Source organism: Rhizobium sp. J15, assembly GCF_002531825.1.
GTDB lineage: Bacteria > Pseudomonadota > Alphaproteobacteria > Rhizobiales > Rhizobiaceae > Rhizobium.
The window spans coordinates 247457-263785 of sequence record NZ_NWSX01000003.1 but is presented as its reverse complement, the minus strand read 5'-3'; the positions used below and the strand labels follow the sequence as shown (position 1 = coordinate 263785).

Here is a 16329-nt window from a genome sequence, read left to right as displayed (position 1 = left end):
TCAAGAGGCGATGCAAGGGAGAGAGCGACACGGGCGCTAAAACTTGCTATATAAGTCAAGTGCCGGTTGCGGGTTTCGTATCGGCTTGTCGCCGATGCTTTCCCCGTCGACCAGATCTCGGCTGAGGAGGAGAAAGCCATGGCGGCATTTCATGTCATGACGGGTGCCAACGAAAACTTCGCGCGGCCCGTCGTCAATCGCATCAGCATCGCCGACGTGTTCGACGCATTGAAGCGCGGGCTCGACGATTTCAGCGAGAAGCCTTCCCACTACGTGTTCCTATGCCTGATGTATCCGATTGCCGGCGTCTTCCTGACGCTGTGGACCTCCGGCGCCAACCTTCTGCCGATGGTCTTCCCGCTGATGTCCGGTTTCGTGCTGATCGGCCCGATCGCGGCGATCGGCCTCTATGAGATCAGCCGCCGGCGCGAGGAGGGGCTCGATACCTCCTGGACGCATGCGCTGGAGGTGCGCCATTCGCCGGCGCTGCCGTCGATCGCCGCGGTCGGGCTGATGCTCTTTGGCCTCTTCGTCGTCTGGCTGGTAACGGCGCAGACGCTCTATACCGGCCTGCTCGGCGATGTCTTTCCGCGCACCATGGCGGACTTCAGCCGCCAGGTCTTCGGCACCCCTCAGGGCCTGCAGCTGATCATCTGGGGCAATCTCATTGGCTTCGTTTTCGCGCTTGTCGTGCTGGCGATATCGGTCATCACCTTTCCGATTCTGCTGGACCGCGATATCGGTGCGGTTGCCGCGGTCGTGACCTCGATCCGGGCGACGATCGCCAATCCGGTGCCGGTGCTGCTCTGGGGCCTCATCGTCGCAGCACTCCTCGTCATCGGCACGATCCCGGTCTTTGCCGGGCTTGCTGTCGTCATTCCGATCCTTGGTCATGCGACCTGGCACCTCTATCGCAAGCTGATTGCGCGCGAGGCCACGTAATCGCAGCCGTCCTCCCGGACTACCGTCCGATCTGACCTCCTGAACGGGAACCTTCGAACCTTCCTCGGCGTTTTTGAACAGACTCCGAGGAAGGATTTCAGAGGTGACGATGAAGCATCTGTTCGCCCGCTTCGCGACCAAAACATCGGAATGGGCGGGCAAGCCCATCATATTCATCCTGGCGCTGGCGGTCGTCATCATCTGGGCCCTGCTCGGGCCCTTCTTCGACTATTCCGAAACCTGGCAGCTGATCATCAATACCGGCACGACGATCATCACCTTTCTGATGGTCTTCGTGCTGCAGAACGCGCAAACGCGCGACACCAGGGCGATCCAGGCAAAGCTCAACGAAATCATCCTGACGAGCCACGCCGAAAACCGCTTCATCGGCATCGAACATCTCGACGAAGAGGAGCTGAAACGTCTCGACCAGCTTGTGGCCAAAGCTGCGCAGGGCAGGGCGGGGACAGAGGCCTGCAGGACGCGGGAGGTGGAGAAGGCGGAGTCGGCGAAGAAAGCCGGAGACGCGTAGGCGGCCGGTTGCGGCAAAGGCGGCGAAGCAGCGACAGGGGCGGGTTTGCAAACACCTCCTCGGCTACCAAAAGCAAGATTCTGATTGTACTTGTATCAAGCTCGTTGGCGACACCCCCATGAGGGCATTGAATGAGATCCAGAGCTCCTTAGCAATGGTATTGGCTCGAAATGCATTCCGCTGGATAAAGTCTGCCGTTCCCCGTCTCAACAGCGATGCGCCCCCGTGATGTATATCTTCTCTTGGGAATTAGCCGTTGTTAATCATATATATGAAAAGAGCGGTCCAAATTGAGCCAGCTATAAATATTACCGACCAGATGCGCATTAGTTGCTTTATTTCTTTGTCCTTTTTTCTCATGATGTGCAATAATGCTGCCAGCATCATTAGTGGATAAACCTGCGGAGACATCATTAGCATCCCGACAAGAGGGCCCTTAAACCGAATAGCATCGGAAATCTCTTCTGATATAGTTTTATAATATGCTATTTGCCTGAGAAGGGAGTAGCAAGAAATAAAATAGACGACAGATAGTATTACCATAAGTATTCTTGTTGCATATATTTTATTCATATTTATATCTCGCAACAGGCGCAATATTCTATGGTATCATAAGTAAATTCGCCGAAGAAAACAAAAGCTTCGGAGCATTGGACAATCGCCATTCTTCATGAAGACTGTTGCAATCATTGCCCGAATTAGACCAACCTGAGCGGATGTGGTCAGTCTGCATCATTTCATCGCGAGATGATACGCGACCCGAGCAATGCTGCCTCGCCCCAAAGCCTCCGCAATCAGCTATCGCGCTTATTGCGATCTCTGAAACGAAAGTCGATCGTGCCCTGTCTCTCTATAATGTAGATACAGAATCCGCTCACGCCGCCCCAAACACCCGCCGGAAGATCGTGTCGACGTGCTTGGTGTGATAGCCAAGGTCGAACTTCTCGCGAATATCCTCCTCCGACAGCGCAGCCCGCACCTCGGCATCAGCCAGCAGCTCCTCCAAGAAATCCTTGCCCTGTTCCCAGACCTTCATGGCGTTGCGCTGGACCAGGCGGTAGGCGTCTTCGCGGGAGGTGCCGGCCTGGGTCAGTGCCAGGAGGACGCGCTGGGAGTGGACGAGGCCGCGGAACTTGTTGAGGTTCTTCTCCATGTTCTCGGGGTAGACCAACAGCTTTTCGATGACGCCGGCCAAGCGCGAGAGGGCAAAGTCGAGGGTGACGGTGGCGTCGGGGCCGATCATGCGTTCGACGGAGGAGTGGGAGATATCGCGCTCGTGCCAGAGGGCAACGTTTTCCATGGCCGGCAGGGCATAGGAGCGGACCATGCGGGCGAGGCCGGTCAGGTTTTCGGTCAGCACCGGGTTGCGCTTGTGCGGCATGGCCGAGGAGCCCTTCTGGCCGGGCGAGAAATATTCCTCGGCTTCCAGAACTTCGGTGCGCTGCAGGTGGCGGATTTCGGTCGCCAGCCGCTCGATCGACGAGGCGACGACGCCGAGGGTGGCGAAATACATGGCGTGGCGGTCGCGCGGGATGACCTGGGTCGAGACCGGCTCGGCCTTCAGGCCGAGGGCTTCGGCGACGTGTTCCTCGACGCGGGGATCGATATTGGCGAAGGTGCCGACGGCGCCCGAGATGGCGCAGGTCGCGACTTCCTCGCGGGCGGCGACGAGGCGCTGGCGGCAGCGCTCGAATTCGGCATAGGCGAGCGCCAGCTTGACGCCGAAGGTTGTGGGCTCGGCGTGGATGCCGTGCGAGCGGCCGATGGTGACGGTATCCTTGTGTTCGAAGGCGCGGGTTTTCAGCGCCGCCAGCAGTCGGTCGAGATCGGCAATCAGGATATCGGTGGCGCGCACCAACTGAACGTTGAAGCAGGTGTCGAGCACGTCTGACGAGGTCATGCCCTGGTGGACGAAGCGCGCATCCGGGCCGACGATTTCGGCGAGGTGGGTGAGGAAGGCGATGACGTCATGCTTGGTGACGGCCTCGATCTCGTCGATGCGGGCGACATCGAAGGTGGCGGCGCCGCCTTTTTCCCAGATGGTCTTGGCCGCCGATTTCGGGATGACGCCGAGCTCGGCCAGCGCGTCGCAGGCGTGCGCCTCGATCTCGAACCAGATGCGGAACTTGGTTTCGGGAGACCAGATGGCGACCATTTCGGGCCGGGAGTAACGCGGGATCATGGGCGGCTGCCTTCACTTCAAGAGGTTTAAGCGTTTTGTCTTTATGCAATTCCGGACGGAAAGCCGCTGGGCACTTTTCCTGGAATTGCTTCAGCGCCCCTGTAGCAAAGACGGGCGGCAATCTCAACGCATGCGTTTGGCAAGATGATAGCTGCTGGCGACAAGACAGACCAGGCCGAGCGGCAGGAAGAGGCGAAGGCCGATCACCAGGAACTGGTAGATGGCGCTGATGCTGGTGAAGACGAACTGGAAGGCCCAGACGATGCTGCCGAAGGGGGCGTGCCAGCGCGAATAGAAGAGCCGGTATTCCATGGCAAAGAGGAAGGCGGTCATCAGGACCGTTGCCGCCGTCAGCGTCACGAAGAAAGCGGCGAACCGGGCTTCCGGCGGCCTGTCATAGGCAAAGAAGCGGGCAACCGGCAGGGCGAAGGGCCATGAGAGCAGGCCGCCGAGGAAATAGAGTGCTGCGACCTCGGCAAGCCGGCTCGTCTCCAGGCCGTTGCGGAGGTAAAGGCCGAGCATGGCCGACGCCAGCATCTGCGTGCCCCATAGGAACGCGCCGGCAATCAGATCGGGGTAGGGCGGCTTTGCGGCCCGCAGGCGGCTGCCCGGGCGATCCATCCTTCCATCCGCGCTCAGGGATGAACCGGGACGGCGATCCAGCGTCCGTTCCTCTCCGCATCGAAGGCCAGCACGAGGGCGACGTGGACCGGGTTTCCGCCTTCCGGTTGGTAGACCATCGCGCCGCCGATCCGGTATTCCACCGAACATGCGCGCTCGGCCGGAACCGTCGTTGCCTGGCGCGCCGCCTGGCGGTTCGGAGCGCCTTCCTTTTCGATCATCTGCAGGCTGAAACCGATGATGCGTTTGTCGATCGCCGCGCAATCCTTCGGCGTCGGCACCGGCATTTCGCCAAGCGAAAGCGTGTAGGGCGATTTCGGCGGGCCGTCGGCGGCAAGCGTGGTGTAGCGCAGCGTCTTCGAGGGAGAGCCGAGCTCGGTCGGCGGGTTGAAGGCGGCGATCAGGCCGGGATTGGTCAGCAGATCGTATTTATCCATCTGGCTGCGCGCCGCCGTGAGGTTCTGCCGCCGCGCCTTGGAAAGATTGGCGTCCTTCTCGGTCAGTTCGGTGCGAAACGGCGTGCCCTCAAGATACTGGCCGGTTTCGGTATCGATGAAATAGGTGTTGGAATAGGGGGTATTGGCGCCCTCCTCGATGCCGAATTCCTGAAAAGCGAAAACCTTGCCGTCGGCGGAAAAGCCGATCGGCTGGATGCTGGCAATGTCTCCGGCCAGTGACGCGCCCGGCAACCCGGCAAGCGCGGCGGCAAGCATGCCGCCGAAGATCAGACCTTTCTTCATGCTCGTGCCCGTTCGGCTGCCTGACGCAGACCGGCGACGGTCTTGCGATAATCCTCGACCGTGTCACCCTTGAAAATCGCCGAGCCGGCGACGAGAACATTGGCGCCGGCCCGTGCGATTGCCGGCGCCGTCTCCACCGTGACGCCGCCGTCGACCTCGAGTTCGATCGGACGATCACCGATCAGTGACTTCGCGGCGGCGATCTTGGCCGTCATCGCCGGAATGAATTTCTGTCCGCCGAAGCCGGGATTGACCGACATGATGAGGATGAGGTCGACATCGTCGAGCACGTTTTCGATGGCGCTGAGCGGGGTGGCCGGATTGATCGTCACCCCGACCTTCTTGCCGAGATTGCGGACGGTTTGCAGCGAGCGATGCAGATGCGGGCCGGATTCGGCATGAACGGTGATACGGTCGCAGCCTGCCTTGGCGAAGGCTTCGAGATAGTCGTCGACCGGCGCGATCATCAGATGGCAGTCGAAAGCGGCTGATGTATAGGAGCGCAGCGACTTGATGACATCGGGGCCGAAGGAGATGTTCGGTACGAAATGGCCGTCCATGACGTCGAGATGGATCCAGTCGGCGCCGGCGGCCGTCACGTCGCCCACTTCCTCGCCGAGCCTGGCGAAATCCGCAGCGAGGATCGAGGGGGCAATACGAATGGGCAGCGTCATCAGGTCTCACTCCGTAGGAGGGCGCCAGAACCGCGGCGCCCGAATTCAAGGCTCGCGGCGCGCTTATTGCGTCGGCGCGGCGGGTGGAAAAAAGCCGCTGCCTCGCCATTCGAGCAGACGGTAGGGATTCTGCGAAAGTTCATGCGCGCCGGTGAAGCCGATGGCGCCGACCGGCGTCTGGAATGTCGCGCCGAGAAGTGTCTCCTGCAGCGGCTTGCCGGCGGCAGCGGCGGCTTCCGCCGCCTGCCCGGCGATAAGGGCGGCCGCCAGCGATGGCAGGACGTAACCCTCGGGCTCGACGCCTTTGGCACGCAGGGCCTCGGCCGGAGCCGCGCCTTCCGGCAGGGCCGCATATTCGGGCAGCGTGACGGCGCGCACGCCGTCCGTGAGCGGCAGCGGCTGGTTGGCGGCGCGCATGGCGTCACCGCCGAGGATGGAGAGCGGGATATTTTCGGCCTTGGCATCCCGGGCGATGACGGAGACGTCGTTGCGGTCGCCGCCGACGAAAACCCTGGTGGCGCCAGCCCGTTTCAGGCGGCGGACAAGAGCGATCTGCTGCTCCTGGCCCGGGCGATATGTATCGGTGAAGACAGGCTTCAGGCCGTTCTGTTCCAGCGCGTTGCGCACCGCGTCCGTCAGTTCGCGGCCGTGGATGGTGCCGTCCTCGATCAGCGCGATCGGATCGGCCGCCCAGTCCTTCAGGATCACCTCGATGATCTTCGCCGCTTCGGCGCCGTCGGCGGGCGCAAGGCGGAAAAGCGGCAAGCCGTTTTTCAGCGCATCCTCCATCAGGATGCGGGAGCGCACGGAGACGGTGATCGCCGGAATATTGGCGTCCTTCAGCTTCGGCAGCGCGCCTTCCAGCGTTTCGCTGCAGAGAAAGCCGACAGCAATCTGCACCTTGGCATTGACCAGCGCATCGGCAACCGCTGCACCGCTATTGTCCTCGCAGGTCTCGTTGACGGCGACGAGGGTGTTTCCGGATTGCTGGATCTCGAAACCGGCGCCGGCGGCGATCTGGGCGCCGAGCAGGGCGAGCGGACCGCCCTGAGGCGCGACGACGCCGATTGTCACGCCGGCCGCATGGCCTTGCGCCGCCGCTCCCAGCAGCGTCAGAAAGGCTGCTATGCCACGCAGGTTGCTCATGAAAGGCGGAGATCCCTAGCCATCGTCCATGCCCTTTTATCCGCAAGGCCGCGATCGTCAAAGAAAAACAAGCGCAACCCAATGCTTTTCACCGGTCCTATTGTAGAAAAGGTAACGCATGCTCGCCATATTGGCGCGATGGAAAGTCGAACTGCAGCGCAGGGCGTCCTTTCGGTGACGCAAAGGACGCTGCAGCACTTTGCACTGCTGTGTAATTGTATGTAGTCGGCAGAAGAGCGCGTGGGAGAAGCAGGTGTTGAACAGGCAGCATATCGACCCCGGCCTTTATCGGGATGCCATGAGCCGCTATGCCGGCCATGTGCAGCTCGTGACGACGGCGATGGAAGGCATGCGCCGGGGCGTCACCATCACCGCCGCCTGCTCGGTCTCGGACAATCCGGCCTCCGTGCTGATCTGCCTCAATAACACCAATCCGAAGAACGAGATCTTCTTTCGCAGCGGCATCTTCGTGCTCAACACGCTCGGCGCGCATCACCAGGGCGTTGCCGATGCGTTTTCCGGCCGCACGGCGCTTGCCGAAGACGACCGTTTCACCAGCGCCCGTTTCGACACGCTGGTCACCGGCGCGCCCGTCCTTGCCGATGCGCTCGCCGCCTTCGACTGCCGGGTGACCGACATCAAGGAAATGCCGACGCACAACGTGATCTTCGGGGAAGTCGCCGCCGTCCGCTTCAGCGAGAAACACCCGGCGCTCATCTATATGAACCGCGACTATCACACGCTGTGATCGAGGCCGGGATTTCGAGAGGGTAGAGAATGGACAATGCCGGGATCGAGGAAATGTTTCAGGGGCTCGGGCCGGTCACGATCAAGCGCATGTTTGGCGGCAAGGGCATCTATCATCTCGGCCGCATCGTCGCCGTCGAAGTGCGCGACGAGATGCTGCTGAAGGCAGATGAGAAGAGCGCCCCGGAATTTGCCGCCGCCGGCGCCACGCAATGGGCCTATGAGGGCAAGATGGGCAAGCCGGTGAAGATGCCCTACTGGTCGATCCCCGAAGAGGCTTACGACGATCCCGATCTGATGGCGAAATGGGTGCGGCTTGCCTATGAGGCGTCGCTGAGGGCCGACAGCTAAGCGCGGCCGGCTGAGGACAGGGCCGATATCGCCGCCTTGGTGAAGGCGGACAGCGGCTCAGGCAGATCGCTCAGCGGAAACCAGCCGAAATCCGAAAGCTTCTCCGGCTCGGTCAATTGCGGCTCGCCCTCGATGTCGCGGGCGAGATATAGGATAGAAATCCAGTGCTGGCGGTCGGCATCGATGATCTGTTCAGTCATGCCGATGCGCTCGATCCAGCCGATCGTCAGGCCGGTTTCCTCTTCCGCTTCGCGGCGCGCGGCCTTTTCAGCCGGCTCCATGTGATCGACCTTGCCGCCGACGATATTCCAATAGCCGGCTTCAGGCGCATTCACGCGTTTGTAGAGAAGTATCCTGTCGTCTCGCAGAATCACCAGGCCGACGCCGAAGCCCGGGAAATCGACACCGGGCCTGCCCATGACTGTTGTCAGACCTTGGCGCTGCCGGCAATCAGCATGAAGGCGGGGATATCGTCGCCGAATCCGACCGGGGTCGGGCCGTCGTCGTGATCGCGATGACGGCGGCGGTCGCGGCTGTCGTCGTTTGCCGGATAAGGCCGATTGTTGCGCGCATGGTTTTGCGGCTTCTGCTCTGCTTTGCGCTCGTTTCTCACGACTTCGGCCTTTGCTGGTGCTGCTGCGATCACTTGGACGTCATTATCCTGTATGTCGTTATCAGATTTATGACTCGCAGCACCGGACTTGCCGCGCCCGCGCCCGCGATCCCTGTCGCCGCGTTCGCGTCCGTTGCGGCGCGGACGGTCGCTGTCCTTGCCTTCTTCCACCGGCGGCAGTGCATTCAGGTCGCCGTTCAGCCATTCGACATTTTCGCCGATCAGCTTCTCGATTGCGTCGACGAATTTCGTGTCGCGCTTGGTGACGAGGGTGAAGGCGGCACCCGAGCGGCCGGCGCGGCCGGTGCGGCCGATACGGTGGACGTAGTCTTCCGAGTGGATCGGAACGTCGAAGTTGAAGACGTGGCTGACGTCGGGAATGTCGAGGCCGCGGGCGGCGACATCGGAAGCGACCAGAAGCTGCAGGTTGCCGTCGCGGAAGTTCTGCAGCATCGTCGTGCGCGAACGCTGATCCATGTCGCCGTGCAGGGCGCCGACCGAGAAGCCGTGGCGCTCGAGCGACCGGAAGAGATCAGCGACATCCTTCTTGCGGTTGCAGAAGATGATGGCGTTCTTGAGCTCGGTCTGGGCGCGGACGAGTTCACGCAGAACGGCGCGCTTCTCATAATCCTTGCTGTGCGAGGCGACGAAGCGCTGCGTCACGGTCTTTGCGGCCGAGGCCGGCTTTGCCACTTCGATCCGCTCCGGGTTCTGCAGGAAGCGATCGGCGAGCTTCTGGATTTCCGGCGGCATGGTGGCCGAGAAAAACAGCGTCTGGCGGGTGAAGGGGATGAGCTTGGCGATGCGCTCGATGTCGGGAATGAAGCCCATGTCGAGCATGCGGTCGGCCTCGTCGATGACGAGGATTTCGACGCCGCTCATCAGGAGCTTGCCGCGCTCGAAATGATCGAGCAGGCGGCCCGGCGTGCAGATCAGCACGTCAGCGCCGCGCTCGAGCTTGCGATCCTGGTCCTCGAAGGAAACGCCGCCGATCAGGAGGGCGACGTTGAGGCGGTGGTTCTTGCCGTATTTCTCGAAATTCTCGGCGACCTGGGCGGCGAGCTCGCGCGTCGGCTCCAGGATCAGCGTACGGGGCATGCGGGCGCGGGCGCGGCCCTTCTCCAGAAGCGAGAGCATCGGCAGAACGAAGGATGCCGTCTTGCCGGTGCCGGTCTGCGCGATGCCGCAAATATCGCGGCGCTCGAGCGCAAAAGGAATGGCGCCCGCCTGAATAGGCGTGGGGATCGAATAGCCCGCGTCGGCAACAGCCGATAGCACTTTTTGGCTCAAGCCAAGGTCAGCAAATGTCGTCAAAGGGAAAACTGTTTCCGTTCCGGTTCGGCCGAACTCTGAACGAGTCGGCGGGATTGCATGCCGCAATGCAGCGCGACATAGCCCCGAATGGCCGGCAAGTCAAGAAATAGAGAGGCCGCACCCCGTGCAGAGTGAAGCTTTGGTTACCGGGCGGGTATTACTTGATATAGGTGGCGAGTTTGAGGCCGGCATTCATGAAATATACTGGATCGACAGCACGGCCATTCTGGCGCACTTCATAATGCAGATGCGTGCCGGTCGAACGGCCGGTGCTGCCGGCAAGGCCGATCACGCCGCTGCGGTCGACCGTCTCGCCGACTCTGACCAGCACCTCCGACATATGCCCGTAGCGCGTCGATATGCCGTTACCATGGTCGATCTCGACCATGTTGCCGTAACCGCCGGTCCAGCCGGCGGAGATCACCTTGCCGGGTGCCGTCGGACGGATCTTTTCGCCCGGTGAAAAGCGGAAATCGACGCCGGAATGCAGCGCCAGGCGGCCGAGGAAAGGGTCGCGGCGGTTGCCGAAGGGGCTCGTGACTTCCTTGCCGATCGCGGGATTGCGGAAGGGCAGGGATTCGGCGGTGCTGCGCACGGCTTCGAGCCTCGTCAGCGCGCCGTCGAGAGCGGCCAGCGAATTGTTGAAGTCGTCATTGCTCTCCGGCTCGATATAGGGGCCGCCGACAGCGCTGTCATCCTCGTCCCGCTTGGCGGCGGCTTCTTCCGGAACCGGGATCTTGAAGCGGGTCAGAACGCTCTCGATGGCATTCGCGGCGGTGCCGGCGTCGCTCGTCAGCTGCTCGACGCGGTTGCGCTGGTCCTGTTCGACATCTTTCAGCGACAGCGTCACCTTGGAGAAGATGCGATCGGCGCGGTCGCCGACCGTCTCTGCGGCCGGCACATAGGCAAGCGTCGAATTATCGGGTGTCGCATCGGCGGGCGCGCCGCTCGCCAGCTGCTTCTCGATCGCCTCCAGGCCGCCGCCGGTGAGCGAAGCGCGTTTGTCCTTGATGGCGGGGGCATAGGATTGGACGGGCGAAGACGGCGCGGATGGGACGGCGTCCTTATCCGTCAAGCCCGAGCTTTCAGCGCGGTCGAGCAGGTTGTCGAGCTTGCCGTGGCGCGAGGTGAGCGCCATCTGCTGCTCCATCAGCTTGTCGACCTTGTCTTCCACCACCTGCTGGTCGAGAAGCTGGCGGGAGGTGATGCGGTCGACCTGGGCGCGAAGGGCGGCGATGCGGTCTTCATAATCGTGCTGCATGCGGGCCTGACGGGCCATGGTGGCGCCGATCAGGTCGTCGCGCAGCACGAGATAGGACGTTGCCAGGAGATAGCCGATCGAAAAGACGCCGACGAAGCAGAAGGCCAGCGCGCCCATCCAAGGCTTGACCGTCATATGGCGGACCTTGTCGCCGCTCGCCAGGATGAGAATGTGTTCCTGCGCCCGCTTGCCGAATACCCGGTGCTGATGTCCGCTGTTCACGCAGGCTCTCCCGATTGATGCTCTACGCCTCTTTCGGAAAATTAGACACGTTTATGGTTAATGAATGCTTTCTTTGCCGCTATGCGCGTCAAAAATGCCAAGGATGTCAGGCATGGCTGATCGATGCCAGCGCGCGGTAGAAAGACGGCGTCAGCCCGGCTTCGGCGCGGGCGAGATCGTTGAAGGGCGGCTTCAGCGGCCCGCGGAAATTGGCGCGCACCAGTTCCTGGAAGGCCTTTGCCGGATCGCGCTTTTCGCGCGCGCAGAGGAAGCGGAACCATTTGGCGCCGACCGCGACATGGCCTTTCTCGTCGTTGTAGATGACGTCGAGAACCGCGGCACTTTCGAGATCGCCGGTCTCGCGCATCTTGGCCTGCAGCGACGGCGTCACATCGAGGCCGCGGGCTTCGAGAATCAGCGGCACGACGGCAAGCCTTGCCGTCAGATCGTTGCGGGTGGAGTGGGCAGCCTGCCAAAGCCCGTCATGGGCGGGAAGATCGCCGTAATCGGCGCCGAGATCGTTGAGGCGGGCGCGCACCATGCGGAAATGCTTCGCCTCCTCGAAGGCAACCTGCATCCACCCGTCGAAAAAGGAATTGGGCACCTGTTCGCTGGCGAATCGCGCAACGATATCGAGCGCCAGATCGACGGCGTTGAGCTCGATATGAGCGATGGCATGGAGCAGGGCGATCCGCCCTTTCAGGGTATGCAGCGAGCGCTTCTCCACCTGGGTCGGCGGCGTCAGCACCGGTTTTTCAGGCCGGCCCGGCCTTTCCGGCAAGGCGGCGTCGAGCGGCGAGCGCAGCGACACCCGGCGGGCGAACCAGCGGGTGGCGCTTTCCTGCGCAAGCGCCGTCTTACGGTCGAGATCAGCGGCGCGGATGGCATCGATCGCACCGCCGCGCAGCGAGGTTATCGCAAGATCTCCGGTCACGCGGCGAGGTTCCTCACCGCCTCTAACACGGTCTCGGCATGCCCCTGCACCTTCACCTTCTGCCAGATGGTGGCGATCGTGCCGTCCTGGCGGATGAGGAAGGTGGTGCGCTCGACGCCCATGAAATTGCGGCCGTACATGCTCTTTTCCTTCCAGACGCCATAGGCCTGCAGCGTGGTCTTTTCCTCGTCCGAGGCGAGCGCCACCGAAAGACGGTGTTTCTTGATGAACCTGTCATGGCAGGCGGCCGAATCGGGCGACATGCCGATGACGGCAGCACCTGCAGCCTCGAACTCGGGGGCGAGCGCGGTGAATGCCAGTGATTCGGCCGTGCAGCCTGTCGTGTCATCCTTGGGATAGAAGAACAGCACGAGTGGCTTGCCATGGAAATCGGCAAGCGAAACACGACCGCCGCCATCGCGGGGGAGGTTGAAATCAGGGGCCATGGCACCGATGCCGGGAACCGCCATTATGAAAACCTTTCTTTTGCCGGGTTTGTGGATGACACACTCTCTCCCCGAATTATATATTGGACGGAAACCCGTCCAGCATGGCCGGGTTCAATTCTTCAAATCAAGGGAGAGCCCGAGGGCGCATGTCAGCCATCCGCGGCGAAAAGGTCACGTTTCGCAAGAAGGATATCGTTGCGCTGGACCGCTTGCCGTCCGCCCAGGCCGAGGATCCGATCATCGTCCATTGCCCGCCGCCGCGCTCGCCGATGCGGCGCACGGTCAAGCTGACGTCGGTATTTCTCGGACTGATTCTCCTTATTTTCGCGGCCATCGTCTTCACCGTCGAAAGCGGCATGTTCGACAAACCGCTGTCGCAGCAGGCGCAGGCGGCGCTGAACGGCGCTGCCGGGCCGCGCTACCGTGCCGAGGTCGGCTCCACCGTTATCCGCTTCACCTCGGGCCTTCGGCTGGCGCTGGAAGCGCGCGATGTCAACATGATCGACCAGCAGAGCGGCCAGCACGTGTCGACGACGGGTTCCGTGCGGCTGGGGCTCGATCCGCTGCAGCTTTTCCGGGGCCGTATCGCCGTCACGGATATCGAGGCCGAGGATATCGCCCTCGATACCGCGCTTCTGCCCTCGGGCAATCCCGTCAAGCTCGATGATCTGCGCATCGACGCCATGCCGGCGGCAATGGAAAGGATCTTCTCGCAATTCGACATGTTCGATAGCATCGTGACGCGCGGTTCGACGAGTTCCGTGCGCATCTCGGGGATCGACATCAAGCTCGCCGACACCGCCAACGGCCCGCTTTCGCTCGTCGTCGACAATCTCGTCTTTGCCCATGCCGGCCCGTCCTCGCTGCAATTGAGCGGGGAGGTCGCGCTCAATGGCGAGGTGGCGGAACTCGACGTGCTGGCCGAAAAGGAGGACGGCCACGTATCGAAGGTGGTGGCGACGCTGAAACATGCCGACCTCACGCCCTTCACGCTCAAACGCAACGATCAGGGAGCGATACGGCAAGGGCTCAACAGCTTTGCCGACCTGACGGTGTCGGCCAGCCGGGCGCGCGAAGGCGTGCAGCCGGCGCTTGCGGCGACGATCGACATCGATCCCGGCCTGATCTATGCGGACGGCGATGCCCAGGAGCTTTCGGGCGGGCAAATCAACCTCGTCTACGACTTCACCAAGCAGACGATCGAGATCGCCAAGTCGAACGCGCGGTTCGGCGCGACCACGCTTCCCATCAACGGCGCCCTCATCGATCTCGACAAGCTCGACCCGCAGGCCGGCAAAGGCTTCGGCATCGACCTGCTCATCAGCGGCGGCACGGCAGCACCCGGCGCATCCGGCGAACAGCCGCTTTCCTTCGATATCCAGGCGACCGGGCGTTATATGGTCGCCGTCCGTGAATTCCAGTTTCCCAACATGACCGTCTCCAGCCCGCTCGGAGCGCTCTACGGATCGCTTGATATAAAGCTCGGCGACAAGTCCCCGCAGATCAGCTTCGCCGGTCAGTCGTCACAATTGCAGACGACGGCCATCAAGCAGCTGTGGCCGTTCTGGATGGCGCCCAAGGTGCGCACCTGGGTACACGGCAATCTTTTCGGCGGCACCGTCACCGACGCGTCCATCTCTGTCTTCATTCCTTTCGGCAGGCTGGACGAGGCAGCCGGCGGCAAGGGACTGAAGCTCGACGCCAACCAGATCCGCATCGGCTTCGACATTGCGGGGACGCGGATGAATGTCGCCGGCGACATTCCGCCGGTGCGCGACACGGCAGCGCATTTCGACCTGACGGGCCCCGTCGCGACGGTCTCCATCAAGAGCGGCAAGTCCTATTTTCCTTCCGGCCGGTCCGTCGGTCTCGGCCAGGGGACCTTCGTCATACCTTCCGCCTACGACAAGCCGCTGATGGCCGATATCGATCTGGCGGTATCGGGCGCGGCGGACGCCATCGGCGAACTCCTGACCTACAAGCCGATCCGGGTTCTGCAGCGCGCCGGCTTCATGCCCGACGATTTCAAGGGGCATATCGACGCCAACGTGAAGGCGCATTTCGGGCTGCTATCCTCGCAAAACCCGCCGCCGGCCGAATGGAAGGCCGTCATGAAGCTCGCCGACGTCGATCTTGCCAAGCCGTTTTCCGGCCGCACGATCAGCAATGTCACCGGCGTGCTGAACGGCGATCCGAAGGCGATCACACTCGACGCCAAGGGCGAGATCGACGGCATTCCCGCCAATATCGAGCTGACCGAGCCGGTCGAGGCGTCCTCCGGCGTCGAGCGGCAGCGCGTGATCACGGCGACGCTTTCCGACGACCAGCGCAGCAAGGTGATGCCCGGACTTTCCGATATCGTCAGGGGCAATCTGAAGATGGTGCTGACGCGGATCGACGATGACCGGCAGAACGTTCAGCTCGACCTCACCAAATCGATGCTCGATCTGCCCTGGATCGGCTGGTCGAAAGGCGGCGGCATCGCCGCCTCCGCCGAATTCGAAATGTCCGGCCCGCCCGAGAACACCGAGATCAAGAATTTCCGGCTGAAGGGTGACGGTTTCGGCGCCAGCGGATCGCTGAACGTCGGCAAGACGGGCTTGATCTCCGCGGATTTCGACAGCGTCAGGCTCTCCTCGCTCGACGATTTCGCCTTGTCGGTAAAACGCAGCAAGGGCAATTTCGACGTCTCCGTGTCCGGCGACAGCGCCGACGCGCGCCCGGTCATTGCGCGATTGAAATCAGGCTCGGACAGCGAGGAAGATGGCGATGGCGATGGCGACAACACTGCCGTATCGGTGCGCGCCAAGCTGAAGAATGTCATCGGCTTCAACGACGAGAAGGTCGGCAATTTCCAGGCACTGGTGTCACTGCGTGGCGACAAGCTGCAGGCCTTGAATTTTTCCGCCATCACGGACAGCGGCGAGGCCGTGGTAAGCCAGATGAAGGACGGCGGTGTCATCAACATCACCAGCGGCGATGCCGGCGCAGTATCGCGTTTTGCCGATCTCTACCAGCACATGCAGGGCGGCCTTCTCAATCTTGCGATCCGGCTCGGAGCGCAGGGAGGCTGGGACGGCTCGCTCGACGTGCGCCGCTTCTCGATCGTCAACGAACAACGCCTGCGTTCGATCGTCTCGACGCCGGTCGGGAATGAGCAAAGAAGCCTCAACGAGGCGGTGAAGCGCGATATCGACACGTCATCGCAGCGCTTCCAGCGCGCCTTTGCACGCATCGTCTCGCGAGGCGGCATGATCGGCATCGAGAACGGCGTGCTGCGCGGCGACCAGATCGGCGCGACCTTCCAGGGTATCGTGCGTGATCGCAAGGGCAACATGGACATGACCGGCACCTTCATGCCGGCCTACGGCCTCAATCGCCTGTTCGCCGAACTGCCCCTGATCGGCGTCATCCTCGGCAACGGCAGCGACCGCGGCCTGATCGGCATCACCTTCAAGCTCACCGGGAAGTTCGACCAGCCGAACCTGCAGATCAACCCGCTGTCGATCATCGCGCCGGGCGTGTTCCGTCAGATCTTCGAATTCCAGTGAGGCAGGACGCGACTTAGAGGATGATTTTAGGCCCGGTTGGCCTAAAATCT

General features: G+C 62.1%; 14 protein-coding genes and 1 pseudogene. 5 read left to right on the top strand and 10 right to left on the bottom strand.

The features are described 5' to 3' along the window. Positions 1-138: 138 nt before the first annotated feature. Entirely contained in the window at positions 139-942 is an 804-nt protein-coding gene (locus CO670_RS04890; RefSeq protein WP_097589213.1) for a DUF2189 domain-containing protein, read from the top strand. A gap of 109 nt (positions 943-1051) precedes the next feature. Continuing rightward, positions 1052-1511, top strand: a pseudogene (locus CO670_RS04885) (low affinity iron permease family protein); the annotation flags it as partial. 837 nt (positions 1512-2348) lie between these two features. Here the strand turns inward: CO670_RS04885 and purB are convergent. The 5 genes from purB to CO670_RS04855 all read right to left on the bottom strand — a co-directional run bounded on the left by purB (position 2349) and on the right by CO670_RS04855 (position 6837). Further along, the gene (purB, locus tag CO670_RS04875; RefSeq protein WP_004676261.1) at positions 2349-3656 is read right to left on the bottom strand and encodes an adenylosuccinate lyase; all 1308 of its coding nucleotides are present in this window, start codon (positions 3654-3656) and stop codon (positions 2349-2351) included. Between the two features lie 123 nt (positions 3657-3779). Then, the gene (locus CO670_RS04870) at positions 3780-4277 is read right to left on the bottom strand and encodes a hypothetical protein (RefSeq protein ID WP_097589211.1); all 498 of its coding nucleotides are present in this window, start codon (positions 4275-4277) and stop codon (positions 3780-3782) included. 14 nt (positions 4278-4291) lie between these two features. Next, entirely contained in the window at positions 4292-5017 is a 726-nt protein-coding gene (locus tag CO670_RS04865; RefSeq protein WP_097589210.1) for a DUF2259 domain-containing protein, read from the bottom strand. After that, positions 5014-5691: a ribulose-phosphate 3-epimerase gene (gene rpe / locus CO670_RS04860; protein ID WP_097589209.1), complete on the bottom strand. Its 678-nt coding sequence runs from the start codon at positions 5689-5691 to the stop codon at positions 5014-5016. The genes CO670_RS04865 and rpe overlap by 4 nt, the downstream gene beginning before the upstream one ends. Positions 5692-5754: 63 nt before the next feature. Further along, a complete protein-coding gene (locus CO670_RS04855; RefSeq protein ID WP_097589208.1) occupies positions 5755-6837 on the bottom strand; it encodes a branched-chain amino acid ABC transporter substrate-binding protein in 1083 nt (360 codons plus the stop codon). Between the two features lie 253 nt (positions 6838-7090). Here CO670_RS04855 and CO670_RS04850 point away from each other — a divergent pair, with 253 nt between their 5' ends. Together CO670_RS04850 and CO670_RS04845 are read left to right on the top strand one after the other, a co-directional pair. Next, positions 7091-7585, top strand: a complete 495-nt coding sequence (locus CO670_RS04850; RefSeq protein WP_088674261.1) for a flavin reductase — start codon at positions 7091-7093, stop codon at positions 7583-7585. Between the two features lie 29 nt (positions 7586-7614). Further along, positions 7615-7935, top strand: a complete 321-nt coding sequence (locus CO670_RS04845; protein WP_097589207.1) for a TfoX/Sxy family protein — start codon at positions 7615-7617, stop codon at positions 7933-7935. Here CO670_RS04845 and CO670_RS04840 read toward each other — a convergent pair. The 5 genes from CO670_RS04840 to CO670_RS04820 form a co-directional block, all read right to left on the bottom strand. After that, positions 7932-8354 carry an NUDIX domain-containing protein gene (locus CO670_RS04840; RefSeq protein ID WP_097589206.1) on the bottom strand — a complete coding sequence of 141 codons (423 nt, stop codon included), beginning with the start codon at positions 8352-8354 and terminating at the stop codon, positions 7932-7934. The two genes, CO670_RS04845 and CO670_RS04840, sit on opposite strands and share 4 nt — an antisense overlap. Before the next feature lie 8 nt (positions 8355-8362). Then, complete coding sequence (locus CO670_RS04835; protein WP_097589205.1) at positions 8363-9862, bottom strand: DEAD/DEAH box helicase; 1500 nt, start codon at positions 9860-9862, stop codon at positions 8363-8365. A gap of 157 nt (positions 9863-10019) precedes the next feature. Further along, on the bottom strand, positions 10020-11345 hold the full coding sequence (locus tag CO670_RS04830) for a M23 family metallopeptidase (protein WP_097589204.1): 1326 nt from the start codon (positions 11343-11345) through the stop codon (positions 10020-10022). 106 nt (positions 11346-11451) lie between these two features. Beyond that, complete coding sequence (locus CO670_RS04825) at positions 11452-12279, bottom strand: ferritin-like domain-containing protein (protein ID WP_097589203.1); 828 nt, start codon at positions 12277-12279, stop codon at positions 11452-11454. Continuing rightward, the gene (locus CO670_RS04820) at positions 12276-12749 is read right to left on the bottom strand and encodes a peroxiredoxin (RefSeq protein WP_097589202.1); all 474 of its coding nucleotides are present in this window, start codon (positions 12747-12749) and stop codon (positions 12276-12278) included. The genes CO670_RS04825 and CO670_RS04820 overlap by 4 nt, the downstream gene beginning before the upstream one ends. A gap of 125 nt (positions 12750-12874) precedes the next feature. Here CO670_RS04820 and CO670_RS04815 point away from each other — a divergent pair, with 125 nt between their 5' ends. After that, positions 12875-16279: a DUF3971 domain-containing protein gene (locus CO670_RS04815; protein WP_097589201.1), complete on the top strand. Its 3405-nt coding sequence runs from the start codon at positions 12875-12877 to the stop codon at positions 16277-16279. The last annotated feature ends 50 nt before the right edge of the window (positions 16280-16329 follow it).